Annotated in this window: 24 protein-coding genes; 4 read left to right on the forward strand and 20 right to left on the reverse strand. The window is 70.5% G+C overall.

The window, feature by feature from the left end:
- Positions 1–3 precede the first annotated feature (3 nt).
- Positions 4–783 (reverse strand): peptidylprolyl isomerase, encoded by a 780-nt coding sequence (locus R9X44_RS11010; protein WP_319813952.1) that lies wholly within the window; start codon positions 781–783, stop codon positions 4–6.
- A 262-nt stretch (positions 784–1045) separates the two neighbouring features.
- On the opposite strand from R9X44_RS11010, the gene R9X44_RS11015 reads away from it, so the two are divergent.
- From R9X44_RS11015 to R9X44_RS11030, 4 genes are all read left to right on the forward strand, one after another.
- Positions 1046–1744, forward strand: coding sequence for an MBL fold metallo-hydrolase (locus R9X44_RS11015; protein WP_319813953.1), 699 nt, complete (start codon positions 1046–1048; stop codon positions 1742–1744).
- 6 nt (positions 1745–1750) lie between these two features.
- Positions 1751–3010, forward strand: a complete 1260-nt coding sequence (gene hisS / locus R9X44_RS11020) for a histidine--tRNA ligase (protein ID WP_319813954.1) — start codon at positions 1751–1753, stop codon at positions 3008–3010.
- Complete coding sequence (gene aspS, locus R9X44_RS11025) at positions 3007–4764, forward strand: aspartate--tRNA ligase (protein WP_319813955.1); 1758 nt, start codon at positions 3007–3009, stop codon at positions 4762–4764. Before hisS ends, aspS begins: the two co-directional genes overlap by 4 nt.
- Before the next feature lie 154 nt (positions 4765–4918).
- Positions 4919–5614, forward strand: a complete 696-nt coding sequence (locus tag R9X44_RS11030) for a Uma2 family endonuclease (protein WP_319813956.1) — start codon at positions 4919–4921, stop codon at positions 5612–5614.
- A gap of 275 nt (positions 5615–5889) precedes the next feature.
- Here R9X44_RS11030 and R9X44_RS11035 read toward each other — a convergent pair whose 3' ends face one another.
- The 19 genes from R9X44_RS11035 to pgsA all read right to left on the reverse strand — a co-directional run bounded on the left by R9X44_RS11035 (position 5890) and on the right by pgsA (position 24908).
- Positions 5890–7377 carry an MFS transporter gene (locus R9X44_RS11035; protein ID WP_319813957.1) on the reverse strand — a complete coding sequence of 496 codons (1488 nt, stop codon included), beginning with the start codon at positions 7375–7377 and terminating at the stop codon, positions 5890–5892.
- Positions 7378–7473: 96 nt separating this feature from the next.
- The gene (locus tag R9X44_RS11040) at positions 7474–7962 is read right to left on the reverse strand and encodes a MarR family winged helix-turn-helix transcriptional regulator (RefSeq protein ID WP_319813958.1); all 489 of its coding nucleotides are present in this window, start codon (positions 7960–7962) and stop codon (positions 7474–7476) included.
- 130 nt (positions 7963–8092) lie between these two features.
- Positions 8093–10270 carry a bifunctional (p)ppGpp synthetase/guanosine-3',5'-bis(diphosphate) 3'-pyrophosphohydrolase gene (locus R9X44_RS11045; protein WP_319814224.1) on the reverse strand — a complete coding sequence of 726 codons (2178 nt, stop codon included), beginning with the start codon at positions 10268–10270 and terminating at the stop codon, positions 8093–8095.
- 367 nt (positions 10271–10637) lie between these two features.
- A complete protein-coding gene (locus R9X44_RS11050) occupies positions 10638–11165 on the reverse strand; it encodes an adenine phosphoribosyltransferase (RefSeq protein WP_319813959.1) in 528 nt (175 codons plus the stop codon).
- 78 nt (positions 11166–11243) lie between these two features.
- Entirely contained in the window at positions 11244–12404 is a 1161-nt protein-coding gene (secF, locus tag R9X44_RS11055) for a protein translocase subunit SecF (protein WP_319813960.1), read from the reverse strand.
- A complete protein-coding gene (gene secD, locus R9X44_RS11060; RefSeq protein WP_319813961.1) occupies positions 12401–14191 on the reverse strand; it encodes a protein translocase subunit SecD in 1791 nt (596 codons plus the stop codon). The genes secF and secD overlap by 4 nt, the downstream gene beginning before the upstream one ends.
- A 71-nt stretch (positions 14192–14262) precedes the next feature.
- Complete coding sequence (gene yajC, locus R9X44_RS11065) at positions 14263–14676, reverse strand: preprotein translocase subunit YajC (RefSeq protein WP_319813962.1); 414 nt, start codon at positions 14674–14676, stop codon at positions 14263–14265.
- A gap of 154 nt (positions 14677–14830) precedes the next feature.
- Positions 14831–15883 carry a Holliday junction branch migration DNA helicase RuvB gene (gene ruvB, locus R9X44_RS11070; RefSeq protein ID WP_319813963.1) on the reverse strand — a complete coding sequence of 351 codons (1053 nt, stop codon included), beginning with the start codon at positions 15881–15883 and terminating at the stop codon, positions 14831–14833.
- Positions 15880–16494 carry a Holliday junction branch migration protein RuvA gene (gene ruvA, locus R9X44_RS11075; protein WP_319813964.1) on the reverse strand — a complete coding sequence of 205 codons (615 nt, stop codon included), beginning with the start codon at positions 16492–16494 and terminating at the stop codon, positions 15880–15882. Before ruvA ends, ruvB begins: the two co-directional genes overlap by 4 nt.
- Positions 16491–17036, reverse strand: a complete 546-nt coding sequence (ruvC, locus tag R9X44_RS11080; protein WP_319813965.1) for a crossover junction endodeoxyribonuclease RuvC — start codon at positions 17034–17036, stop codon at positions 16491–16493. Before ruvC ends, ruvA begins: the two co-directional genes overlap by 4 nt.
- Positions 17037–17404: 368 nt before the next feature.
- Positions 17405–18163 carry a YebC/PmpR family DNA-binding transcriptional regulator gene (locus tag R9X44_RS11085; RefSeq protein ID WP_319813966.1) on the reverse strand — a complete coding sequence of 253 codons (759 nt, stop codon included), beginning with the start codon at positions 18161–18163 and terminating at the stop codon, positions 17405–17407.
- A 5-nt stretch (positions 18164–18168) separates the two neighbouring features.
- Positions 18169–18804, reverse strand: coding sequence for a pyridoxal 5'-phosphate synthase glutaminase subunit PdxT (gene pdxT / locus R9X44_RS11090; RefSeq protein WP_319813967.1), 636 nt, complete (start codon positions 18802–18804; stop codon positions 18169–18171).
- Between the two features lie 98 nt (positions 18805–18902).
- Complete coding sequence (locus tag R9X44_RS11095) at positions 18903–19526, reverse strand: DUF6928 family protein (RefSeq protein WP_319813968.1); 624 nt, start codon at positions 19524–19526, stop codon at positions 18903–18905.
- Between the two features lie 103 nt (positions 19527–19629).
- Complete coding sequence (pdxS, locus tag R9X44_RS11100; protein ID WP_319813969.1) at positions 19630–20535, reverse strand: pyridoxal 5'-phosphate synthase lyase subunit PdxS; 906 nt, start codon at positions 20533–20535, stop codon at positions 19630–19632.
- Positions 20536–20640: 105 nt separating this feature from the next.
- On the reverse strand, positions 20641–21660 hold the full coding sequence (locus tag R9X44_RS11105) for a DUF3048 domain-containing protein (protein ID WP_319813970.1): 1020 nt from the start codon (positions 21658–21660) through the stop codon (positions 20641–20643).
- A 47-nt stretch (positions 21661–21707) separates the two neighbouring features.
- A complete protein-coding gene (locus tag R9X44_RS11110; protein WP_319813971.1) occupies positions 21708–22247 on the reverse strand; it encodes a hypothetical protein in 540 nt (179 codons plus the stop codon).
- Positions 22247–23401, reverse strand: coding sequence for a glycosyltransferase family 4 protein (locus R9X44_RS11115; protein WP_319813972.1), 1155 nt, complete (start codon positions 23399–23401; stop codon positions 22247–22249). The genes R9X44_RS11110 and R9X44_RS11115 overlap by 1 nt, the downstream gene beginning before the upstream one ends.
- A complete protein-coding gene (locus tag R9X44_RS11120; RefSeq protein WP_319813973.1) occupies positions 23398–24291 on the reverse strand; it encodes a phosphatidylinositol mannoside acyltransferase in 894 nt (297 codons plus the stop codon). The genes R9X44_RS11115 and R9X44_RS11120 overlap by 4 nt, the downstream gene beginning before the upstream one ends.
- Positions 24288–24908, reverse strand: a complete 621-nt coding sequence (gene pgsA / locus R9X44_RS11125) for a phosphatidylinositol phosphate synthase (RefSeq protein WP_319814225.1) — start codon at positions 24906–24908, stop codon at positions 24288–24290. Before pgsA ends, R9X44_RS11120 begins: the two co-directional genes overlap by 4 nt.
- Between the last annotated feature and the right edge of the window lie 137 nt (positions 24909–25045).

Consider the following 25045-nt stretch of genomic DNA (forward strand, 5'->3'; position numbering starts at 1 on the left):
CAGCTAGTTCTTCTCGATCGAGATGCTCTTGATTTCAACCTTTGTGTTCGGCTTGCCTCCGCCGGCCGGGTTCGAGTTGTCGTTGCCGGCCTTCGCCACGTCCTTGACGACGTCGATCCCCGACGTCACCTTGCCGAAGACCGTGTAGTCGGGGCTCAGCTCGGAGTCGTCGTACATCAGGAAGAACTGGCTGCCGTTGCTGTCGGGGCTGCCGGAGTTCGCCATCGCCAGGACGCCCTCGGTGTACTTCGCGCCCTCGGTGTTCTCGGTCATGTAGCTGAAGCCGGGGCCGCCCGATCCGGTGCCGGTCGGGTCGCCGCACTGGAGCATCGGCGGGTTCTCCGCGACCCTGTGGCACTCGGTGCCGTCGAAGTAGCCCTCCTGCGCCAGGAAGGTGATCGCGTTCACCGTGCAGGGGGCCTTGGCGCCGTCGAGGTCGACCTTGACGTCGCCGACGTTGGTCTTGATCGTCGCCTTGACGGTGCCGTCGTAGGCGGGCTTGGCCGGGGGCAGGCCGACGTCCTTGGCCGCGTCGCCCGTCTCGGTGTACAGGCACTCGCCGGGCGCGGCGGTCGGGGCGGCGACCGTGGGGTCCTCGACGGGGTCGTCGTCCCTCCCGACGAACCAGAAGACGCCCGCCACGCCGAGGATCACCACCGCGGTGGCGACCGCGCCGCCGATGACGCTGCGCTTGCGCGCGGCCTTCAACTCGGCCTCGCGGCGCGCCTGCTGACGCTCGAAGCGCTGCCGCGCGAGTTCCTTCTTGCGGTCCTTGCCAGCCACTGCGGCTGCCTCCTCGCCTTCCCCCGCCGTATTCGTCCGAAGATCAGTGCACGGCATGCTATCGGTTCCGTAGGGCACGTCCGTGCCCGGTGCCCTGGCCCGTCCGAACACGCCGATACGCGTTCGCGGGAGGGCACGGCCCCCCGGTAGGCTCGGGCTCACCTTCCGTGTATCCCGTTCTTCAGGCTGCCGGTCGGTGGTGAATTTCCGTCCGTGCATCCAAGCGGTCCCCGCATAAGGGCCGCGTACAGAGAGGCCGACAGTGCTCGTCGCCGGGTTCCCCGCAGGCTCCTTCGCCACGAACTGCTACATCGTGGCGCCCGCCGCCGGTGAGGAATGCGTGATCATCGACCCGGGGCAGGACGCGACCGAGGGCGTCCAGGAGATCCTGCGCGAGCACAGGCTGAAGCCGGTCGCGGTGATCCTGACGCACGGGCACATCGACCACGTCTGGTCGGTCGCGCCGGTGTGCGGGGCGAGCGGGGTCCCCGCGTTCATCCATCCCGACGACCGGGAGCTGCTGTCGAACCCGGCCAAGGGCTTCGGGGTGACCTCGTCGCAGCTGTTCGGCGGCCTTGAGCTGAGCGAGCCCGACGACGTGCGCGAGCTGACCGACGGCGCGGAGCTGGAACTCGCCGGACTGAAGCTGACCGTCGACCACGCGCCGGGCCACACGCCGGGGTCGGTGACCTTCCGTACCCCGTTCGATGACTCCGACGACGTCGCCGAGCTGATGTTCTCCGGCGACCTGCTGTTCTCCGGGTCCATCGGCCGCACCGACCTTCCGGGCGGCGACCACGCCGCGATCCTGCGCAGCCTCGCCAAGGTGTGCCTGCCGCTCGAGGACTCCACCGTCGTGCTGCCCGGGCACGGACCACAGACGACCATCGGCCGCGAGCGCGTGACCAATCCGTACCTGTCGGATCTCGCGCCCGCCGAAGGACCCAAACGAGGCTTGTAACCCGAAATGACCACTTTCCAGGCCCCGCGTGGGGTCAGTGAATACGTTCCGCCGCGCTCGGCGGCCTTCCTCGCCGCCCGCGACGCGTTCGCCAGGGCGGCGGCGGGAGCCGGCTACTCCTACCTCGAGCTGCCGATCTTCGAGGACACCCAGCTGTTCGCCCGGGGCGTCGGCGAGTCCACCGACGTCGTCACGAAGGAGATGTACACCTTCACCGACAAGGGCGACAGGTCGATCACGCTGCGGCCGGAGATCACCGCGGGGGCCCTGCGCTCGGTGCTGGAGAACAACCTTCACCGGGGCGCGCTGCCGGTGAAGGTGTGGGCCGTCGGACCGGTCTTCCGGTACGAGAACCCGCAGGCGGGCAGGTACCGGCAGTTCTACCAGGTCGACCTCGAGGCGCTCGGCTCCGAGGACCCGGCCATCGACGCCGAGACCATCGCCCTGGCCTGGGACTACTACCAGGGTCTCGGCCTGCGTCAGGTGACGCTGCACCTCAACACGCTCGGCGACGCCGAATGCCGTCCCGCCTACCGGGCCGCGCTCCAGACGTTCCTGCGCGGCCTCGACCTTGACGAGGACACCCGCAAGCGCGTCGAGATCAACCCGCTGCGCGTCCTTGACGACAAGCGTCCCGAGGTGAAGGGGCAGCTCGGCGACGCGCCGCTCATCACCGACCACCTGTGCGCCGCGTGCAAGGCGCACTACGACCGCGTCCGTGAGCTGCTGGCCGACCTGTCGATCCCGTGGACCGACAACCCGCGGCTGGTGCGCGGCCTCGACTACTACACGCGCACCCTGTTCGAGTTCGACCACCCGCTGCTTGGCGCGCAGTCCGGCATCGGCGGCGGCGGCCGCTACGACGGCCTGTCGGAGACGATCGGCGGACCGCCGCTGCCCGGCATCGGCTTCGGGCTCGGGCTCGACCGGATCGTGCTGGCGATGGAGGCCGAGAACGTCCCGGCCGTCGCGGGCTCGTCCGTCAAGGTGTACGGGGTCGCGCTCGGCGACACCGCCGCGCGCGAGATCTTCCGGCTCGTCACCGCGCTGCGCCGCGCGGGCATCGCCGCCGACCAGGGGTTCGGCGGGCGCAGCATGAAGGCGGGCATGAAGGGCGCGGACCGCTCGGGCGCGCAGTACGCCCTCATCCTCGGCGAGCGGGACATCGCCGCCGGGACGATCCAGCTCAAGGAGCTGGCCACCGGCGAGCAGACCGAGATCCCGCTTACCGACGTCATCGAAGTTCTCAAGGGGAAGTACGCATGATTCGCACGCACGAGGCAGGCTCGCTCCGGGCGGAGGACGCCGGCGCCACTGTCGTGCTGGCCGGCTGGGTGGCCCGCCGCCGCGACCACGGCGGCGTGACCTTCATCGACCTGCGGGACGCCTCGGGCGTCGTCCAGGTCGTCTTCCGCGAGGAGGACGCCGCGCACGACCTGCGCTCGGAGTTCTGCGTCAAGGTGACGGGCTCGGTGCGGGTCCGTCCCGAGGGCAACGAGAACCCCGAGATCCCGACCGGCGCGGTCGAGGTCGTCGCCGAGGACATCGAGGTGCTGTCGGAGTCCGCGCCGCTGCCGTTCCCGATCGAGGGCGATGTCAACGTCAACGAGGAGGTGCGGCTGCGCTACCGCTACCTCGACATCCGCCGCGACGCCACCGCGCGCGCGCTGCGGGCCCGCTCTGAGGCCACGTTCCTCATCCGCGAGGTGCTGCGCGAGCGCGGCTTCGTGGACGTGGAGACCCCGACCCTGACCGCGTCGACGCCCGAGGGCGCGCGCGACTTCCTGGTGCCCGCGCGGCTCAAGCCCGGCCACTGGTACGCGCTGCCGCAGTCGCCGCAGCTGTTCAAGCAGCTGCTCATGGTCGGCGGCCTCGAGCGGTACTACCAGATCGCCCGCTGCTACCGCGACGAGGACTTCCGCGCCGACCGGCAGCCGGAGTTCACCCAGGTCGACGTCGAGATGTCGTTCGTCGACCAGGAGGACGTCATCTCCGTCGGCGAGGCGATGGTCGCGCGCGTGTGGAAGGAGCTTGCGGGCTACGACGTGCCGCTGCCGCTGCCGCGCATGACGTACGCCGAGGCGATGGCCAAGTACGGCTCGGACAAGCCGGACGTGCGCTTCGGCCAGGAGCTGGTGGACCTCACCGCGTACTTCTCCGGCACCTCGTTCCGGGTGTTCCAGGCCGAGCACGTCGGCGCGGTCGTCATGCCGGGCGGGGCGTCCCAGACCCGCAAGGAGCTCGACGGCTGGCAGGACTGGGCCAAGCAGCGCGGCGCGAAGGGCCTCGCCTACGTCCTGCTCGACGCGGACGGCTCGCTGCGCGGACCCGTCGCCAAGAACCTGTCCGAGGAGCACCTGGCGGGCCTGGCGTCCGCCACCGGCGCGCAGCCGGGCGACGCGATCTTCTTCGCCGCCGGACGCCGTCACGCCTCCCTCGAACTGCTCGGCGCGGCCCGGCTGGAGATCGGCCGGCGCGGCGGGCTCATCGACGAGTCCGCGTGGAAGTTCCTGTGGGTCGTGGACTTCCCCATGTACGAGCCGATCGAGGACGACAACGGCGTCCAGACCGGGTGGCACGCGATGCACCACCCGTTCACCGCGCCGACCGCCGAGTACCTCGACACCTTCGACAAGGACCCCGGCCCGGCCCTGTCGAACGCCTACGACCTCGTCCTGAACGGCACGGAGCTGGGCGGCGGCTCGATCCGTATCCACCGCAAGGACGTCCAGGAGCGCGCGTTCGCCGCGATCGGCCTGTCGGAGGAGACCGCCAAGTCGCAGTTCGGCTTCCTGCTCGAGGCGTTCAACTACGGCCCGCCCCCGCACGGCGGCATCGCGCTCGGCCTCGACCGCCTGGTCACCCTGCTGGTCGGCGCGGACACCATCCGCGACGTCATCGCCTTCCCCAAGGCGGCCTCCGGCCTCGACCCCCTCACCGGCGCGCCCACCCCCATCACCCCCCAGCAGCGCAAGGAGGCGGGCATCGACACCCCCGTCAAGCCCACCCCTCCCGCCTGATCCCCGAGCAGAATGAACACCCCTCTCGCCTAGCCACCGGCCAAACCCGAACATTGGCGACATAGCGCAACCGAGTTGCGACACTGCGTCAAGTCTGGGTAACGTGATCACCGGCCCGGAGTAGTGCGAGAGGGGTGTTGCTACCGTGACCACCATGGCGATCCGACACCGTCCGAAGATCCAGCGGGCTCAGACCGAACCCAACGTCCGGAAGGTCTTCGAGGAACTCGTTGTTCCCGGCGGCTTCCAGGCGGAACTGGTCGACGGAGAGATCATCTTGTCGCCTTCCGGCAAGCGCCTGCACTGGCTCCTCATCTGGGCGCTCATCCAGCGGTTCGCGCAGCACTCGCAGTGGCAGTGCGTCGCCGAGCAGACCGTCGAGCACCCCGGTTTCCAGGACCTGCCCGAGCCCGACTTCTTCCTCGTTCCCAAGACCGCCGACGACCCGGCCCACGACGCCGAGTACTACCCGGCCGACCAGATCCTCTTCGCCGCCGAGGTCGTATCCAGGTCGAACGCCGACAAGGACAAGGTCCGCAAGGAATCCCTGTACGCCAAATTCGGCATCCCGCTCTACCTCGTCATCGACCCGTTCGAGGGCCAGTGCGTCCTGCACCGCGAACCACGCGGAAGCCTCTACGACGACAAGCGCACCCTCCCGTTCGGCGAGCCCATTGAACTTCCCGCTCCCCTGAACATCACCCTCAGCACCGACGACTTCCGGACCTATCCCAAACGTGACGCGCGGCGAGATGAGGCGTCGGATGGCGGGCGGCCACGGGCCGGGACGCCGGAGGCGCCGTCACCGCCGGAGGCCCCTCAGGAAGATGAGGAGGCCCAGACGGACTGACGACGCCACACGGGGTACCGCTGTTGTTCGCCGCCGCACTACTGCGGCGGATGACTGTGGAGCTGCTGGACGTGCTCGGGCTGCTGGCCCGGCTGGCTCCCTGGCCCCGGATGGGCTGGGGCCTTCGCGGGAGATCGGGGTCGGTGGGAGTCGCTGGCCCGCCTGGCTCTCTGAGCCCGAGTGGGCTGGGGCCTGTAAGGCGGCCTCGCGGGGAGATCGGGATTGGTGGGAGTCGCGGGGTCGGTTGGCTCTCTGGGCCCGGGTGGGCTGGGCCTTCAGGCGGCCTTGGCGGGGAGATCGGGGTTGGGGGGAATCGCGGGGTCGGTGGGGGTTGGGGCGGCAGGGGTGGGGGTGCGGGGGAGGAGGAGGCTGAGGGCGGCGGCGGTGAGGAGGAGGCCGGCGGAGGTGGCGAAGGCGAGGTGGTAGCCGGTGGTGAGGGCTTCGGGGAGGGGGGTGCCTGACGCCAGGTGGGATTCGGTGCGGGCGGCGGCGAGGGTGGAAAGGACAGCGACGCCGAAGGCCATGCCGATCTGCTGGGTCGTGGTGAACAGTCCGGAGGCGAGGCCCGCGTCGTCCTCACGCGCGCCGGACATGCCGAGCGAGGCGAGGCTGGGCAGGACGAGGCCGCCGCCCGCGATGAGCAGCATCACCGGCAACAGATCGGTGACGTAGGACGCGTCGACGGGCACGCGGGTCAGCCAGAGCATCGCGGCGAACAGCAGGGCTAGGCCGCCGAGCAGAGTCGCGCGCAGGCCGATGCGGGCGCTGAGGCGCGCGGAGACGAACAGCGAGACTGTGCCGATCAGGATCGCCGCGGGAAGCATGGCGAGGCCGGTCTCCAGCGGGCTGTAACCCAGAACCCGCTGCATGTAGAGCGCGACGAGGATCTGGAAGGCGAACATGCCCGACAGCGCGAACATCTGCGCGACGTTCGCGACCGCGACCGCGCGGGAGCGCAGCACCCGCAGCGGCATCAGCGGGTTGCGCACGGTCGCCTGCCGGATCACGAAGCCGACGATCAGCGCGAGCGCGAGCGCGCCGAGACCGAGGGTGCGGCCCGCGAGCCAGCCGTACCGCTCGACGCCGACGACCGTGTAGATCCCGAGCATGAGGCCCGAGGTGACCAGGACCGCGCCCAGCACGTCGGCGCCCTGCGCCAGGCCCGAGCCCCGGTCGTTCGGCAGCGCCGGGACGGCGAGGGCGACGACCGCGAGGCCGATCGGCAGGTTGATCAGGAAGATCCAGTTCCAGGCGAGCAGGTCGGTGAGCAGCCCGCCGAGCACCTGCCCGAGCGACGCGCCCACCGCGCCGGTGAACGAGAACACCGCGATCGCCTTCGCCCGCTCCCCCGGCTCGGTGAACAGCGTGACGATGATGCCGAGCACCACCGCCGACGCCATCGCGCTGCCGACCCCCTGGGCGAACCGGGCGGCGAGCAGCAGTTCCGGCCCGTTGGCGAGCCCGGCGAGCACCGACGCGGCGGTGAAGACCGCGTTGCCCGTGAGGAACATGCGCTTGCGGCCGATGAGGTCGCCGAGCCGCCCGGACAGCAGGAGCAGCCCGCCGAAGGCGATCAGGTAGGCGTTGACGGTCCAGCTCAGCCCGACCGCCGAGAACCCGAGCTCACGCTGGAGCACCGGGAGCGCGACGGTGACGATGCTGCCGTCGAGGATCGTCATCAGTCCCGTCGCGGACAGCACCCCGAGTGCGAGGTTCCGCGAGGTGAGGAATCCCGGCTTCGTCGCCGGTTCGGCTATCGACATGGCCTTCTCCTGTTCGTCGTGCGGGATGCACAAGCCAACAGAAGGGACCATAACAGATAGTTCCGTTACAGACGATCTATTGCGGACTCTTTTTGGTCAGGCGGAACGCTCCCTCGCGCGGCGGGTGACCGGGCCCGTCTCCACCGGGGTCGCCAGGTTCCCCTCGGCGAGCCGGGCGAGCGCCCTGAGCATCACCTCGCGCTCGTCGTCAGGCAGCGCGCCGAGAACCTCGGCGTGGACGCCGTCGACGATCTTCTGGCTGCGCCGCGCGACCTCGGCCCCCCGCTCGGTCACCGCGATGATCCGCGCGCGCCGGTCCCTGCTCGACGGCCTGCGCTCAGCGAGCCCCGCCTTCTCCAGCGCGTCGACGGTGACGACCATCGTCGTCTTGTCCATGTCGCCGATCTCCGCGAGCTGCGCCTGGGTCCGCTCCTCCTCGAGCGCGTGCACCAGCACACAATGCATCCGCGCGGTCAGCCCGATCTCCCCGAGCGCCGCGGCCATCCGCCCGCGCAGCACATGGCTCGTGTGGTCCAGCAGAAACGACAGATCCGGCATCTCACGAGCCGGGGCCAGGGCAGTCATGCCCCCAGAATACAAACCCGTCCCGAACCGAACAGTCCACAACGAACCCATCCCCCACCCCACCCCCACAGCCCCCAGATCGCCGAGGCGACGCCGAACACGACCGGCGGGGGTTTGCCCCGGGTGGGGGTCAGTTCATGCCGTTGTTGACGCGGTAGACGTCGTAGACGCCGTCTATGGAGCGGACCGACTTGAGGACGTGGCCCAGGTGCTTGGGGTCGCCCATCTCGAAGGTGAAGCGGCTTGTGGCGACGCGGTCGCGGGTCGTGGCGACGGTCGCGGACAGGATGTTGACGTGGTGGTCGGACAGGACGCGGGTGACGTCCGACAGGAGTCGCGGCCGGTCGAGTGCCTCGACCTGGATGGCGACGAGGAAGACCGAGTCCTCGCGCGGCGACCAGGCGACGTCCACGAGGCGGTCGGGCTGGTTCTTCAGCTCCTCGATGTTCACGCAGTTCGTGCGGTGCACCGACACCCCGCTGCCCCGGGTGACGAAGCCGACGATGTCGTCGCCGGGCACCGGGGTGCAGCAGCGCGACAACCTGACCCACACGTCCGGGTCGCCCGCGACGACGACGCCGGGATCGCCCGCGGGGCCCGCCCGACGGGCACGGCGGCGCGAGGGGATCGCGAGCTCCGCGATGTCCTCCTCGGCGCTCTCCACCCCGCCCAGCGCCTGCACCAGCTTCTGCACGACGGACTGCGCGGCCACATGGCCCTCGCCGACGGCGGCGTACAGCGAGGACACGTCCGGGTAGCGCAGGTCCCGGGCGAGCGCCAGCAGCGCCTCCCCCGACATCATCCGCTGGAGCGGCAGGTTCTGCTTGCGCATCGCCCGCGCGATCGACTCCTTGCCCGACTCGATCGCGCTGTCGCGCCGCTCCTTGGAGAACCAGTGCCTGATCTTGTTGCGGGCCCGCGCGGACTTGACGAACCCCAGCCAGTCGCGCGACGGCCCGGCGTCCATCGCCTTGGAGGTGAAGATCTCCACCGAATCGCCGTTGTCCAGCGACGACTCGAGCGGCACGAGCCGTCCGTTGACGCGGGCCCCGATCGTGCGGTGCCCGACCTCGGTGTGCACCGCGTAGGCGAAGTCCACAGGGGTCGCGCCCTGCGGGAGCGCGATGACGTCGCCCTTGGGCGTGAAGACGAAGACCTCCGACACCGAAAGGTCGAAGCGCAGGGACTCAAGGAACTCCGACGGGTCCGCGGTCTCCTTCTGCCAGTCAAGCAGCTGGCGCAGCCACTGCATGTCGGCGGCCTTGCGCCCGCCGACGGTCTCCTCCTTGTACTTCCAGTGGGCCGCGACGCCGTACTCGGCCCGCCGGTGCATCCCCCACGTGCGGATCTGCAGCTCGACGGGCTTGCCCTCGGGCCCGATCACCGTGGTGTGCAGCGACTGGTACATGTTGAACTTCGGCATCGCGATGTAGTCCTTGAACCGGCCGGGGACCGGGTTCCATCGCGCGTGGATCGAGCCGAGCGCCGCGTAGCAGTCGCGGACGCTGTCCACCAGGACGCGGATGCCCACGAGGTCGTAGATGTCCTCGAACGAGCAGTCGCGGGCGATCATCTTCTGGTAGATCGAGTAGTAGTGCTTGGGACGGCCGGTGACCGTGCCCTTGATGCGGGCTTCGCGCAGATCGCCCGAGACGTTCTCTATGACCTCCTGCAGGAACACGTCCCTGCGGGGTGCGCGCTCGGACACCAGGCGGGCGATCTCGTCGAACCGCTTGGGGTACAGGGTGGCGAACGCCAGGTCCTCGAGCTCCCACTTGAGCGTGTTCATGCCAAGGCGGTGGGCGAGCGGGGCGAAGATCTCCAGCGTCTCGCGGGCCTTCTTCTCCTGCTTGTGCCGCGGCATGTAGCGCAGGGTCCGCATGTTGTGCAGCCGGTCGGCGAGCTTGATCACCAGCACCCGGATGTCGCGGGCCATCGCGACGACCATCTTGCGGACGGTCTCGGCCTCGGCCGCGTCGCCGTACTTGACCTTGTCGAGCTTGGTGACGCCGTCGACCAGCGCGGCGATCTCGTCACCGAAGTCGGCGCGCAGCTCATCGAGGGTGTAGGGGGTGTCCTCGACGGTGTCGTGCAGCAGGGCCGCGCACAGGGTCTCGGTGGACATGCCGAGTTCGGCGAGGATCGTGGTGACCGCGAGCGGGTGCGTGATGTACGGGTCGCCGCTCTTGCGCTTCTGGTCGCGGTGGTAGTGCGCCGCGACGTCGTAGGCCCGCTCGATCAGCCGCACATCCGCCTTGGGGTGCGTGTTGCGGACCGTCTTGATCAGAGGTTCGAGCACAGGGTTCATGGTGGGACCGCGCTGGGCGCCCAGCCTGGCCAGCCGCCGGCGTACTCGTGCCGCGGACGGTGGAATCGAGGACGGCGCCGCCCCCGAGGCCGCCGGACGCGGCGCGTCCGACGCGGACTCACCCTGGTCCTCGGCCCGGGCTCCTTCGGCGGTGACGAGTTCGGTGGGCGCGGCGGGGCCCGCCTCGGGCGCGGAGACCTCGCCCGCGCGGGCCTCCGGCGCGGACGTCCCCGTGCTCTTGGCAGCAGCCGTCTCAGCGGGCACCCAGCCTCCTCGTCTCCCGGAACGATTCCCTGGTAAAGGCCCAGTCTATAGCCAGGACCAGGATGCCGACCCGTATACCCGATTCAGGCCGGGCCGCAAAGGGCTAGACCGAGACCAGGCTGTGCACTGGAAGATCGGCGAGCCTCTCGCGTCCGCCCAGGAAGGTCAGCTCCATCAGGACGCTCAGGCCGGCCACTTCGGCTCCGGACTTGCGGACCAGCGACGCGGCGGCCGCGGCGGTTCCGCCGGTGGCCAGGACGTCGTCGACGATCAGCACGCGGTCCGCGGGGCGCAGGGCGTCCCGGTGGATCTCGATCGTCGCGGTGCCGTATTCCAGATCATAGGTCTCGGCGTACGTCTCCGAGGGGAGCTTCCCGGATTTGCGCACCGGCACCACCCCGACGCCCAGCGCAAGCGCGACGGGTGCGGCGAGCAGGAACCCGCGCGCTTCCAGGCCCGCGACCTTGGTGACGTCGCCCGCCGCCGCGGCGATCGCGGTCACCACGGACTGGAAGGCGACGGCGTCGTCCAGCAGGGGGGTGATGTCCTTGAACATGACCCCCGGCTTCGGGTAGTCGGGGACGTCCCGGATGAGCCCGAGGATCGACTCCGGCAGGGGCTGCGACGTCATGGACTTCCTTCCTTACAGAACAGATGTGCATGACCGGGCGTTTCCGCCCGGTCATGCACATCGGATGCGGGGTTGAGGCTAGGGGCGGCGGGAGCTCCGCGTGCCCTTCCTCGGTTGGTTGCGCGGTCCGGTCTGGACGACCTTGACCACCGTCTGGTGCGCCTCGGCGACGGCGTCGGAGTCGACGGGCTCGTCGTCCTCGTCGGCGTCGGAGTCGGAGTCGTCCTCAGACGCGTCCTCGTCGCCCGCCGTCTTGGCCGCGCGGGCCTGCCGCTTGGGGCTCGCCTCGCGGCGCGCGATGTTCTCGCGCAGCTTGGCGTACACCGGTTCGCGCTCCTTGAGCTGGACGAGCATGGGCGTCGCCACGCACAGCGAGGAGTACGTGCCGACGATCATGCCGACGAACAGCGCGAGCGACAGGTCCTTCAGGGTGCCCGCGCCGAGGAACGTCGTGCCGATGAACAGGATCGCCGCGACCGGCAGGATCGCCACGAGCGAGGTGTTGAGCGAGCGGACCAGCGTGGAGCTGACCGCCTGGTTCGCCGCCTGGCTGTAGCTGATCTTGCTGTTCTCGTTGAGCGGTTTGGTGACTTCCTTGATCATGTCGAACACGACGACGGCGTCGTACAGCGAGTAGCCCAGGATCGTGAGGAAGCCCAGCAGGGTCGCGGGCGTCACCTCGAATCCGGACCAGGCGTAGACGCCCGCGGTGATCACCAGGTCGTGGAAGAGCGCGGCGACCGCCGCCAGCGCCATCCGCCACTCGAACGCCACGGACAGGTAGACGATGATCAAGATCATGAAGACGACGAGGGCCTGCCACGCCTTCTTCGTCACGTCACCGCCCCAGGTCGAGCCGACGCTCTCCGCGCCGATCTGGGTCTTGGCGTCGACGCCGAGGTCGGCGGCGAGCTTCTGCTGGACCTCGGAGACCTCGGTCGGCGTCAGCGGGTGCGTGGTGACCCGCCAGTTGCCGCCCGCCTCCTGCACGATCGGCGTGCCGCCCGCGGTCTCGGCGACCGACTCGCGCACCTGGCTGATCGACGCGTTCGACGCGCCCTCGACGGTGAACACCGAACCGCCGGTGAACTCCACGCCGGGGTGCAGGCCCTTGATCAGCAGGCCCGCGATCGAGAAGACGATCAGGAGGCCGGAGATGGCGTACCAGAGCTTCGGCCTGCCGACGATGTTGGTGGCGAGCTCACCGTGCATGAACCGCTGAATGACACCCGACATCATGCCTCCAGGCGCTTCGCCGCACGGAATGCGGTGGGAGTGGGCTTGTGCAGCTCGCTGGTGTCGAGCCCGGACCACTTGTGGCCCTTGGAGAAGAAGTTCATCCTGGCCAGCAGCGCCACGAGCGGCTTGGTGAAGAAGAAGACCACGATGAGGTCGATCAGCGTGGTCAGCGCCATCGCGAACGCGAACCCTCGGACGCCGCCGACGGCGAGGAAGTACAGGACGACGCCGGCCATCATGGTCACCGCGTCGGCGACGATGATCGTGCGGCGGGCCCGCTTCCACGCCACCTCGACCGACGGCCGCAGCGGCCTGCCGAGGCGCAGTTCGTCGCGGAGCCGTTCGAAGTAGACGATGAACGAGTCGGCGGTGATGCCGATCGACACGATGAGGCCGATGATGTGCGGCAGCGACACCCGGAACCCGGCGTTCTCCCCGAAGATGACCACCAGCACATACGTGACGGCGGTCGCGACGACGAGGCTCGCCATGGCGACGAGGCCGAGGGCCCGGTAGTACCAGAGGCAGTACAGCAGGACGAGGCCGAGGCCGATCGCACCCGCGATCAGACCGCCGCGCAGCTGGTCCGCGCCGAGCGACGAGGAGATCTGGCTGATGGTCTGCTTGTCCTCGGGGAACTGGAGCGGCAGCGCGCCGTACTTCAGCACCTGGGACAGGTTCTCGGAGTACGCCTGGGTGAAGTCGGCGCCGCCGGAGATGCTCGCGGTGCCGCCCAGGATCGCCCCGTTGGAGATCTGCGGCGCGGAGACGACCTGGCCGTCCAGCACGATCGCGATCTGCGCCTCGGGGGCCATCGGGTTGGCCAGGTACGCCTCGTTGGCCTTCTTGGTCAGCTCGCCGAACGCCGCGGTGCCCGCCTTCTTGAAGGTCAGCACGACCTCCCAGCCGGTCTGGCCGGCCTGGGCGTTGGGCGCGGAGACGTTGGCCTCCTTGACCTCGGTGCCGGGGACGGCGACCGGGCCGAGGATGTACTTGTAGCTGCCGTCCTCCTCACACGCGACGACGTACTGCGCCTTGGGGTCGTCGGAGCCGGGGATCTTGGGGCCGTTCGGCGTGCACACCGTGCTCTTGTAGAGCGCGATGACCTTCTCGTCCTTGACGTTGGAGAAGTCCTCGCCGCTGTCCACGGGAAGGGGCTCCTCCGTCGCGGGCGCGGAAGGCGTCCCGGTCGGGGTCGGGTCGGCCGCGCCGGACGCGGTGGGCGTCGGGGTCGGGGCCGCCGCGACGAGGCCGCTGGACAGCGCCCTGTCCTTCTCCGTCGGGGACGCGCTCGGCGTCGCCGTCGGAGACGTGGTGGGCGAACCGGTGGGCTCGGGCGAGGACTCGCCGCTCGGCTCGGCGGCGGGCTGCTCCTCCGACGGCGTCGCCGTGCTGGCCCCGAGACCGGACACGAGGACCTGGCGGAACTGGAGCTGGGCGGTGGTGCCGACCAGCTCGATGATCTGCGCCTGGTCGTCGCGGTCGCCGGGCACCGACACGACGATGACGTTGTCGCCCTGCTTGGTGACCTCCGCGTCGGTGAGGCCGTTGCCGTTCACCCGGTCGCGGATGATCTTGACTGCCTGATCCATCTGCTCCGCGGGGGCGGCCTTGCCGTCCTCGGTCTGGGCGGTCATGGTGATGGTCGTACCGCCCGCCAGGTCGAGACCCAGCTTGGGGACCGGTGACCCCTGGAGGAACATCACACCGGTGAGCACCGCGAGAATCGCGAAGAACGCGACGAGGGTGCGCACCGGACTCGGGACGTTGCGGTTGTTGGACGCCACTGTGGTCGATTCTTCCTAGGTGATCCCTCGACGGTCCGACAGGGCCGCCGCCACGGATGAACGGACGGGGATCAGGACTTGTCGGAGGTCTGGGTCTGCGCGGACTTGTCGTCCTCGCCCTTGGTGAGGTCGATGCCCTCGGCGGCCTTGTCGGCGTCGCCTTCGGCCTCGTCCTGCTCGGGCTCGTCGACGAACTCGACGTCCTCGACGACGCGCATCACGGCCTGGGCCATGATCCTGACCTCGACGCCGTCGGCGATCTCCAGGAGGATGTCGCCCTCATCGGTGTCCAGCACAGTGCCGTAGATACCGGAGGAGGTGACGACGCGGCTGCCGGGGACCAGGCTCTTCTGCATCTTGTTCTGCTCCTCCTGCCGCTTCTTCTGCGGCCGGATGAGGAAGAAGTAGAAGGCCACCGCGATGAGGATCAGCGGGACGAGCATGGACAGAGGGCTGCCCTGCTCCTGCGCTGCGAGAATCGACATGTCGTCCTGTTTCTGGTTTAGGTGGTCGGGGCCGGTCGCCGGGATGTCCGATGATCCGTTCCGGGGTGGTCCCGGAGTCTAGACATCCGGACGCGCCACCGGCAAAGACGTGACGACCAAGCCCGCCATGAAGTTCCCGGTCCCGCCGGTCAGGCTAGTCGGCTTCTTCCCCCACGTCGAACAAGGCGGCGGGGGCGGGTCCCTGCTGCGGCGGCGCGGCCAGGCCAAGATGCGCCCAGGCGGCGGGCGTGGCGATCCGTCCGCGCGGGGTGCGGGCGAGCAGACCCTGCCTGACCAGGAACGGCTCGGCGACGACCTCGACGGTCTCGGGCTCCTCGCCGACGCTGACCGCGAGGGTGGACAGGCCGACGGGCCCGCCGCCGAACTTGGTCAGCAGCGCCCGCAGGACCGCGCGGTCGAGGCGGTCGAGGCCCTGGGCGTCAACTTCGTAAAGGTCAAGGGCCGCGCGGGCGAGATCGCGGGTGACCAGGCCGTCGGCGCGGACCTCGGCGTAGTCGCGGACGCGGCGCAGCAGGCGGTTGGCGATGCGGGGGGTGCCGCGCGAGCGGAAGGCGACCTCGGCGGCCGCCTCGTCCTCGATCCTGACGCCGAGCAGGCCCGCCGACCTGCCGACGATCACCTCGAGCTCGGCCGGGTCGTAGAAGTCCATGTGGCCGACGAACCCGAAGCGGTCGCGCAACGGGCCGGGCAGCATGCCCGCGCGGGTCGTCGCGCCGACGAGGGTGAAGGGGGCGATGTCGAGCGGGATCGCGGTCGCGCCGGGGCCCTTGCCGACGACGACGTCGACCCGGAAGTCCTCCATGGCCAGGTAGAGCATCTCCTCGGCGGGCCGTGCCATCCGGTGGATCTCGTCGAGGAACAGCACCTCGCCCTCGGTGAGGGTCGACAGGATCGCCGCGAGGTCGCCCGCGCGCTCGATCGCCGGGCCGCTGGTGATCCGCAGGGGCGCGCCGAGCTCGGCGGCGATGATCATGGCGAGGGTGGTCTTGCCGAGGCCGGGGCCGCCGGAGAGCAGCACGTGGTCGGGGGCGCGGCCCCGGCGCAGCGCGCTGTGCAGGACGAGGGAGAGCTGTTCGCGGACCCGCTGCTGGCCGATGAAGTCGTCGAGCTTCTTGGGGCGCAGCGCCGCGTCGATCGCGCGGTCCTCGACGCTCTGCTCGCCGCCCACCAGGCGTTCGTCACTCATGGGCGGCTCAGCTTGCGCAGGGCCGCCTTGAGCAGCTCGGGAATCGGCGGGACCTGCTCGCCGTCGAGGTCGGCGGCGACGGCGTCGACGGCCGCCTCGGCGTCGCGCGGGCCCCAGCCGAGGCTCTGCAGGCCGGCGGCGACCTGGTCGCGCCAGGGCTGGACGCGCTGGGCGGGCACCGGAACGCCGCCGCCGCGCGTTCCGCCGACGGGCTCGCCGAGCTTGCCCTTGAGCTCGAGGATGATCTTCTGCGCGCCCTTGGGGCCGATTCCGGACACGCGGGTGAGCGCGCGGGCGTCGCCGACCGCGACGGCGCGGCGGATCTCGTCGGGGCTGAGCGCGGCGAGCATCGCCAGGGCGACCTTCGGGCCGACGCCGCTGGCGGTCTGGACGAGTTCGAAGATCAGCTTCTCGTCGGCGTCAGCGAAGCCGTAGAGGGTGAGGGAGTCCTCGCGGACGACGAGTGACGTCGCCAGGCGGGCCTCCTCGCCGGGGACGAGGGCCGCCGCCGTCGCCGGGGCGCACAGCAGCGCAAGGCCGACGCCGCCCACCTCGACCACCGCGCTGTCGGGGCCGGTGGAGTCCACCCGGCCGCGCACGTATGCGATCACCTTCCGCCTCCCCGTGTGTGTCCGGTACGCGCCTTCGCCGTCCGCTGGGCTGCGGCGAGCCTCGCCTGTGCGCCGCCGCGCCAGACGTGGCAGATCGCCAGGGCCAGCGCGTCGGCGGCGTCGGCGGGCTTCGGCGCGGCGGTGAGCCGCAGCAGCCGGGTGACCATGAGGGTGACCTGCGCCTTGTCGGCGCGGCCGCTGCCGGTGATCGCCGCCTTGGCCTCGCTCGGCGTGTGCAGCCCGACGGGCAGGCCGCGCCGCGCCGCGCACAGCATCGCCACCCCCGCCGCCTGCGCGGTGCCGATCACCGTGGAGACGTTGTGCTGCGCGAACACCCGCTCGACGGCGACCGCCTCGGGCGCGAACTCCTCGAGCACCCGCTCGATCCCCAGCTCCACGGCGAGCAACCGCTCTGCCTGCCCGAGGTCGGGATCGGTCCGGATGACGCCGACGTGCACCAGCGTGAGCGGTGCGCCGGGCGTCCCTTCGACGACCCCGACCCCGCACCGGGTAAGCCCCGGATCCACCCCGAGCACCCGCACCGGCCCACCCCCCAGAAACCTGCGAACATTTGTTCGTAGGCATGTTATCGGGCCTCGCTCCGCTCGGCCGGTGATTGGGCTGTGTTTAATTGCCGCGCCTCCGGCGCGGCGGTGATTGGGCGCCGGGAAGTCGCCGTCTTCCCTCCGGTCTGCTCGCCTGGCGGCTCACAGACCTCCGGTCCAGACGGCGACGCGCCCAATCACTCTGTGGTGTTCCGCCCAACGTCCGTGGCCCTGGCTGGCCTGGAACCCTGGCATAGTGCCAAGGCCCGTGGCCGTGGCCCCGGGTGGCCTGGAACCCTGGTATAGCGCCAAGGGCCGTGGCCGTGGCCCCGGCCGGGGTGGAAAACCCCGGCTGGGGTTGAGATTTATTCTTCTTCGTCCAGTTCGGCCAGGACGGAGTCGGGGAGGTCCATGTTGGCCCAGACGTTCTGGACGTCGTCGCTGTCTTCGAGGGCGTCGAGGAGCTTGATGACCTTGCGGGCGCCGTCGGCGTCGAGGGGGACCTGCATGGTGGGCAGGAAGCTGGATTCCGCGGACTCGTAGTCGATGCCGGCTTCCTGGATCGCCTTGCGGACGCCCAGGAGGTCGCCGGCCTCGGAGACGACCTCGAAGTTGTCGCCGAGGTCGTTGATCTCCTCGGCTCCGGCGTCGAGGGCGGCGAGCATGACGTCGTCCTCGGTGGTCCCGGCCTTGGGCACCACGACGACGCCCTTGCGGTGGAACATGTAGGAGACCGAGCCGGGGTCGGCCAGCGAGCCGCCGTTGCGGGTGAGCGCGACGCGGACCTCGGAGGCGGCGCGGTTGCGGTTGTCGGTGAGGCACTCGATGAGCACCGCGACGCCGCCGGGCGCGTAGCCCTCGTACATGATCGTCTGCCAGTCGGCGCCGCCGGCCTCGAGGCCGCCGCCGCGCTTGCGGGCGCGCTCGATGTTGTCGTTCGGCACCGAGTTCTTCTTCGCCTTGTAGATGGCGTCGAAGAGCGTCGGGTTGGAGTCGGGGTCGGGGCCGCCGGTGCGGGCCGCGACCTCGATGTTCTTGATGAGCTTCGCGAAGAGCTTGCCCCGCTTGGAGTCCAGAGCGGCCTTCTTGTGCTTGGTCGTCGCCCATTTGGAGTGGCCGGACATGCTCGTTACTCCTCGTTGTTCCTCGACTGACGCACCAGCTCGGTGAAGTACCGGTGCACGATGGGGTCCCCGGTGAGCTCGGGGTGGTAGGCGGTGGCCATCAGTCTGCCCTGCCGAACCGCGACGATCCTATGGCGTGGACCATCGTCCCGCGATCCTTCCTCCGGACGGCCGGGCAGCTCGACCTGTCCGAGCACCTCGACGCCGTCGCCCACGGACTCCACCCAGGGGGCCCTGATGAACACGGCTTCGAGCGACTGTCCTGCGAAGCTGATGGTCGACTCATACGAGTCGACCTGGCGGCCGAAGGCGTTGCGGCGGACCGTCATGTCGATGCCGCCGATGGTCTCCTGACCTGCGGCTCCGTCGACGATGCGGTCGGCGAGCATGATCATCCCGGCGCACGAGCCGTAGGCGGGAAGGCCCGCCTCGATCCGCTTGCGGAGCGGCTTGAGGAGGTCGAACGCGCGCATCAGCTTCCACATCGCGGTCGACTCGCCGCCGGGGATGACGAGCCCGTCGACGCGGTCGAGCTCCTCGGCGCGGCGCACGCCGATCGCGGTCGCCCCGCACTGCTCGAGGGCGTTGGCGTGCTCGCGCACGTCGCCTTGGAGGGCGAGCACACCGATGACAACAGACAAAACCGGGCCTTTCCAGGGGTGGACTTCAGTGTAGAACGCGCGGGTCGGCCGACGATCTTCCCCGCGCGTCCGGAGGTCACGTCCCGGAGCCGCGCGGGTCAGGCGAGCCGGAACCTGCGCAGGGGCAGTTCCAGCGGCAGGAACCCGTCCTCGCCGCGGCCGGCGAGCTCGCGGCCGAACAGGCAGGCGCGGGCGAGCTCGAGCCCGAACTCCTCGGGGGTGAACGGCAGCGGGACGTCCGGCGCGCCGCCGTCGATGGCCTTCCAGTAGGGGGCCTCGGCGGGCAGCCGCCGGCCCTGGTCGACCACGACGCCGTCGTCGGAGGTGACGTAGACGTCGCGGACCAGGACGCCGCCGGCGTACCAGCGGAACCAGCAGGCCGAGACGCGCTCGTGCAGGACGAGGACGCCGCAGTCGGCTCCGGGGAGCTCGGTGGCGATCATGTCAGCGACGCGGCGGGCGTCGTCGTCGAGCTGGAACAGGCGCCGGTCGCAGACCGCGAGGCCCCCGGGGTAGGCGCCGATGAAGACCTCGTCCTCGTAAGGCCACAGCGCGAAGTCGAGGACCGTCTCGCCGGTGGCCTCCACCGACGCCGCCGGGTACAGACGGCGGGCCAGGTCGAGCGCGGCCCCTCCGTCCGGTTCCAGGCCCGGGTGGAACACCCTGCCCGGATCGCCTCCGCTGCTCGCGCACGCCAGTGCGACCGACCATCCCAACGCCAAGCGCTCCCCTCCCGGCCGCGGCCCCCGCCCGACCCGGGGCCGACCGACAGTCAAGGCTAACGTGTCGGCCGCGGGCGCGGCGCGGGAATCGGGCTCGCGGGGGCTACCAGCCCCGGCCGGCGAACTTGTCGGCGTCGGCCATGGTGCCGACGTTGATGCCGACCATCGCCTCGCCGAGGCCGCGGGAGACCTTGGCGATGACGTCGGGGTCGTCGTAGAAGGTCGTCGCCTTGACGATCGCCTCAGCGCGCTTGACGGGGTCGCCGGACTTGAAGATCCCGGAACCGACGAAGACGCCCTCCGCGCCGAGCTGCATCATCATCGCGGCGTCGGCGGGGGTGGCGATGCCGCCCGCGGTGAACAGCACGACGGGCAGCTTGCCGTTCTTGGCGACCTCCTTGACCAGCTCGTACGGGGCCTGGAGCTCCTTGGCGGCCACGTACAGCTCGTCCTCGGGCAGCGAGGACAGGCGGCGGATCTGGTCGCGCAGCTCGCGCATGTGGGTCGTGGCGTTGGAGACGTCGCCGGTGCCGGCCTCGCCCTTGGAGCGGATCATGGCCGCGCCCTCGGTGATCCGGCGCAGCGCCTCGCCCAGGTTGGTCGCGCCGCAGACGAAGGGGACGGTGAACGCCCACTTGTCGATGTGGTTGGTGTAGTCGGCGGGGGTCAGCACCTCGGACTCGTCGATGTAGTCGACGCCGAGCGCCTGGAGCACCTGGGCCTCCACGAAGTGGCCGATGCGCGCCTTGGCCATGACGGGGATCGACACCGCCTCGATGATCCCGTCGATCATGTCGGGGTCGCTCATGCGGGAGACGCCGCCCTCGGCGCGGATGTCGGCGGGGACGCGCTCCAGGGCCATGACGGCGACCGCGCCCGCGTCCTCGGCGATCTTGGCCTGCTCGGGCGTGACCACGTCCATGATCACACCGCCCTTGAGCATCTCCGCCATGCCGCGCTTGACGCGGGCGGTACCGACGGCGGTGTTCTCCGCGGGAACAGTAGTCACGGGATGTCTTCCTCACAGACGACGACGATTCAGTCGTCTTCCATGATATTGCCTGATCACGGACATCTCGGACTGGGCACTGTGTCAGCGTCCGGGCCCACGGCCTTACGGGATGACGGGCTTGCCCCGGTTCACCAGCACCACCCACACCTGCCCCCTGGCGAACGTCATCCGCTCCCCCGACGCCGTCGTGAACACCGTCCCCTTGCGCTCGGAGGGACGCGACCACGTGCAGTCGTAAGCCTTGCCGTCGCGCAGGACGAGCGCCTTGCCCTTCCCCGTGACGCGCAGGTAAGGCGTGTACGCGCCGAGGAAGTCGTGGTAGCGGGACCGCTTGGTCACCACGTACTGCACGACGATCGTCTTCCCGCCCAGGACGCCGCCCTCGGCCGCCCGGTTCGGGACCCCGTTGCGGTAGCTGAGCCAGCGGCGCTGCTCGGCCGACCACCGGAACGTCAAAGACCCGGCGGGCCAGCGCGCGGTGAACTGCTTCATCTTCCGGCCGCCTTCGGGGGCCGGGCCGAACCGGAAGCCGATGTCCTTGGCGCGGCCCGCCTTGGGGGCCCTGCGCAGCAGCGCCTTGAGGTCGCCGTACAGGTTGTAGGGGGCGTAGCGCGCGGACGAGCGGATGTAGCCGGCCCCTCCCCTGTCCTCGGACACGTCGATCAGAGAAGCCGCCCTGATGCGTCTGACCATCTTGGACTGCACGCCGGAGAAGGCGAGCGCGGGCCGCGCGTACTGGCTGAGGATGTGCAGGTCGGAGATCCGCGCGCTGCGGACCGGCCCGACCCGCGCCGGGTACTTCGAGCAGAAGACCGCCATGATCCGCGTCTCGCCGCCCTCTACCTGCTCGACGTAGACGATGTCGGCAGACCGCAGGCCCTCCTGCGGCAGCGCGGGCCCGGTGTTGTCGACCTTGACGGCGATGACCTTGTTCTTGAGCCCTTTGCTCCCGCCCGTGAAGGGGTGGTAGCCGAGGCCGGTCGGGGTGGGCGTCGGCGTCGGGGTCGGGGTGGGCGTGGGGGCGTCGCCGGAGGTCGGGACGCGTTCCGGCTCCTTGCTGCACGCGGCGGCGGCGAGGCCGAGCAGGGAGACGACGAAACCCCTCCGGGAAAACCCAGGCAACGGCCTCTCCTTCACCCCGACGACAGACCGGGTTGAAGATACCTGAGCTATCCCAGAGCGGGAGGAGTGTCGTCTATCTCAAAGAATTCCGGCATCGGTGCGTGTCCGGCGAGCGGGAGCACCCTCGCCAGGACCCTTCGCCTGGCTATCCGGGTCGCCGAGACGGCGTCGTTGTAGAAGCGGCGGGCGAACAGGACCTTCTGGGCGGCGGCGTCAAGCTCCTCCAGGAGGGGGCCCGCGCGGTCGCCCAGGGCCTCGTGGAAGCCCGGCTGGTCGACCACCGCGCGCAGGGCGCGGGACAGGTCGCTCTCGGCGAACTCACGGCCGTCGGCGTCGGCGGTGCGGGCCGCGTGCGCGGCGGTCGCCAGGACGAGGCTGGTGGCCGGGTCGAGCAGCTGGGAGGTGGCGAGTTCGAGCGCGACCGCCGCGCGGCGCACCAGCGCGCCGTCCAGGGCGGCCCTGGCGAGGTCCACACGGGCGTGCAGGCGGTCGAGACGGCCCGCGCGCCACGAGACGTAGGTGCAGACCAGGAAGACCGCCACGAGCCACAGCAGGACCGTGAACAGGCCGTCGAATGAGCCGCCCATCAGGAGGCGGTCTCCACGACGCCCGTAGCGCCGACGACAACCGTCTCGTAGACGCGCAGGACGTCACGGGCGACCGTCGACCAGTCGTAGGGGCGCACGGCCGAGACGGCCTCCTTGGACAGGGCGTCGCGGCGGTCGGGGTCGTCAAGGAGGCGGGCGGCCTCCTCGGCGAGGGCGTCAGCGTCGCCGGTGCGGAACAGGACGCCGGCCCTGCCGCCGTCAAGGACGCTGCGGAACGCCTCGATGTCGCTGGCGAGGATCGGCGCGCCCGACGACATCGCCTCGGTGAGCACGATGCCGAAGCTCTCGCCGCCCAGGTTGGGCGCGACGAACGCGTCGACCGAGTGGTAGGCGCGGACCTTGTCGGCCTCGCTGACCAGGCCGAGCAGCACGACCCTGTCGCGCAGCTCGGGACTGACCCTGGCGAGGACCTCGTCGGCGTCGCCGGGGCCCGCGACGAGCAGCCGCAGCTTGGGCCGGTCGCGGGCGAGCTTGTCGAAGGCGCGCAGCAGGACCTGGAGGCCCTTGCGCGGCTCGTCTATGCGGCCGAGGAACCCCAGCGCCTGCACCGCCTCAGGGCCGGACTCGGCGGTCCTGCCCGGCCAGCCGGGCAGCGGCTCGGCCTCGGCGTAGCGCGCGGTGGCGATGCCGTTGGGGATGAGGACGGCGTCGCCGCCCAGGTGCTCGACAAGCGTGGTGCGCGCCGCCTCGGACACCGCGATCCGGCCGGTGATCTTCTCCAGGGCCGACTGGAGGATCGGCGCGGAGACGCTCACCGCGCGCGACTTCTCGTAGGAGGCGTGGAACGTCGCGACGAGGGGGCCGTCGGCGACCCAGCAGGCGATGAGGCCGAGGCTGGGCGCGGCGGGCTCGTGGATGTGCAGGACGTCGAAGCGGCCGTCCCTGATCCAGCGGCGCACCCGCGCGGCCGACAGGAACCCGAACGACAGGCGGGCCACCGACCCGTTGTAGGGCACCGGGATCGCCCTGCCCGCCGACACCGCGTACGGGGGGAGCGCCGCGTCGTCGTCGGCGGGGGTGATCACCGAGACCTCGTGGCCGAGCTCGATCAGCGCCTCGGCGAGGTCGCCGATGTGCTGCTGGACGCCCCCGGGCACGTTCCAGGTGTAGGGGCAGACGATCCCGATCCTCAAGAGAGGTCCTCCACCCAGATCTTCTGCATCATGTGCCAGTCGGCGGGGTGGGCGGCGATCCCCTCGGCGAACGCGTCGGCGAGCGCCTGCGTCATCGCCCGGGTCTTCTCCTTGCGGGTGCCCTCGGACGGCTGCGGGACCTCCTCGTGGACGCGCGCGCCCCACCCGTCGCCCTCGAACCACAGGGTGACCGGCAGCAGCGCCGCGCCAGTCTGGATCGCCAGGGCTGCCGGTCCGCCCGGCATGCGCGCGGTCCGGCCGAAGAACTCGACGTCGACGCCGGTCTCCGACAGGTCGCGGTCGGCGACGAGGCAGATCACCTTGGGCTCGCGCAGCCGCCGCGCCATGATCCCGAACGACGACGCGCCGCCGGTGAGCGGCAGGATCTCGAAGCCGAGCGACTCGCGGTACGCGGTGAACCGGTTGTAGAGCGACTCGGGCTTGAGGCGCTCGGCGACCGTCGTGATCGGGTAGCCCTGGGTGCCGAGCCAGGCCCCGGCGTGGTCGTAGTTGCCCATGTGCGGCAGCGCGACCACCACGCCGCGGCCCTTGCCGATCGCGTCGTAGATCGCCTGGTCGCCGGTGACGTTCATGCCCGCGCGGATGCGCTCGCGCGGCATCACCGGCAGCCGGAAGCTCTCCATCCAGTACCGCATGTAGGACCGGACCGCCTCGCGGCTGACCTCGCGGACTGCCGGGGAGTCGGCGGGGCGGCCCAGGACCCGTCCGATGTTCTTCTCCAGCTGCAGCACTCCGGTGCCGCGCTTGCGCCAGGTGCGGTCGGCGATCGCAGTGAACATCCGGCGGGCCATCGGCTCCGGCATCCGCTTCACCGCCGACCAGCCCAGGGCGTAGGCGGCGTCGGCCGCCTCGTCCTTGATCTTGATCACTTGCCCACCCGCTGTGCGGCGTCACGCGTCTGGGCGTAGACGGTGTGGAAGCGCTGCGCGACGGTGATCGTGCCGAGCACCGCGAGCAGGACGAGGGCCACGTGCAGCGCGTAGGGGACGCCGAGGCCGTAGATCCCGATGCCGACGAGGCTGATGATCAGCCGCTCGGCGCGCTCGGCGATCCCGACGTCGCAGGTCAGGCCGAGCCCTTCGGCGCGTGCCTTGGCGTAGGAGATGACGACGCCCGACACCAGGCAGTACAGCGCGAGCCACGCCAGCAGCGCGTTGTCGCCGGGGCCGGTGAACCACAGGATCAGGCCGGAGAAGATCGCGGCGTCGGCGACCCTGTCCATCGTGGAGTCGAGGAACGCGCCCCACGGGCCGGTCTTGCCGGTGATCCTGGCGACCGCGCCGTCGAACATGTCGAACAGGACGAAGGCGGTGATCACCACCGAGCCCCAGAACAGCTCGCCGCGCGGGTAGAAGCCGAGGGCCCCGGCCACCACCCCCGCGGTGCCCACCACCGTGATCACGTTGGGGGTCACGCCCGTTCTGGCGAGCGTCCTGCCCACGGGGGTGACCACCGTGGCCAGCGCGGGGCGCAAGCGGTTGAGCATCGTCGTCCAAACCATCGACAGCAGGAGTGCCGCCATCGTAGTCCCCGATCCGGCGGCGGGCGGTGGCCCCTTGCCTACGCGCCGTTCGAGGGGGAGTGTGGACAGTACGGGTGTGACGCCCGTCACGGCGGGCGTGC

The sequence above is a fragment of the Actinocorallia sp. A-T 12471 genome, assembly GCF_033875155.1.
In the GTDB taxonomy this organism is placed as follows: domain Bacteria; phylum Actinomycetota; class Actinomycetes; order Streptosporangiales; family Streptosporangiaceae; genus Actinocorallia.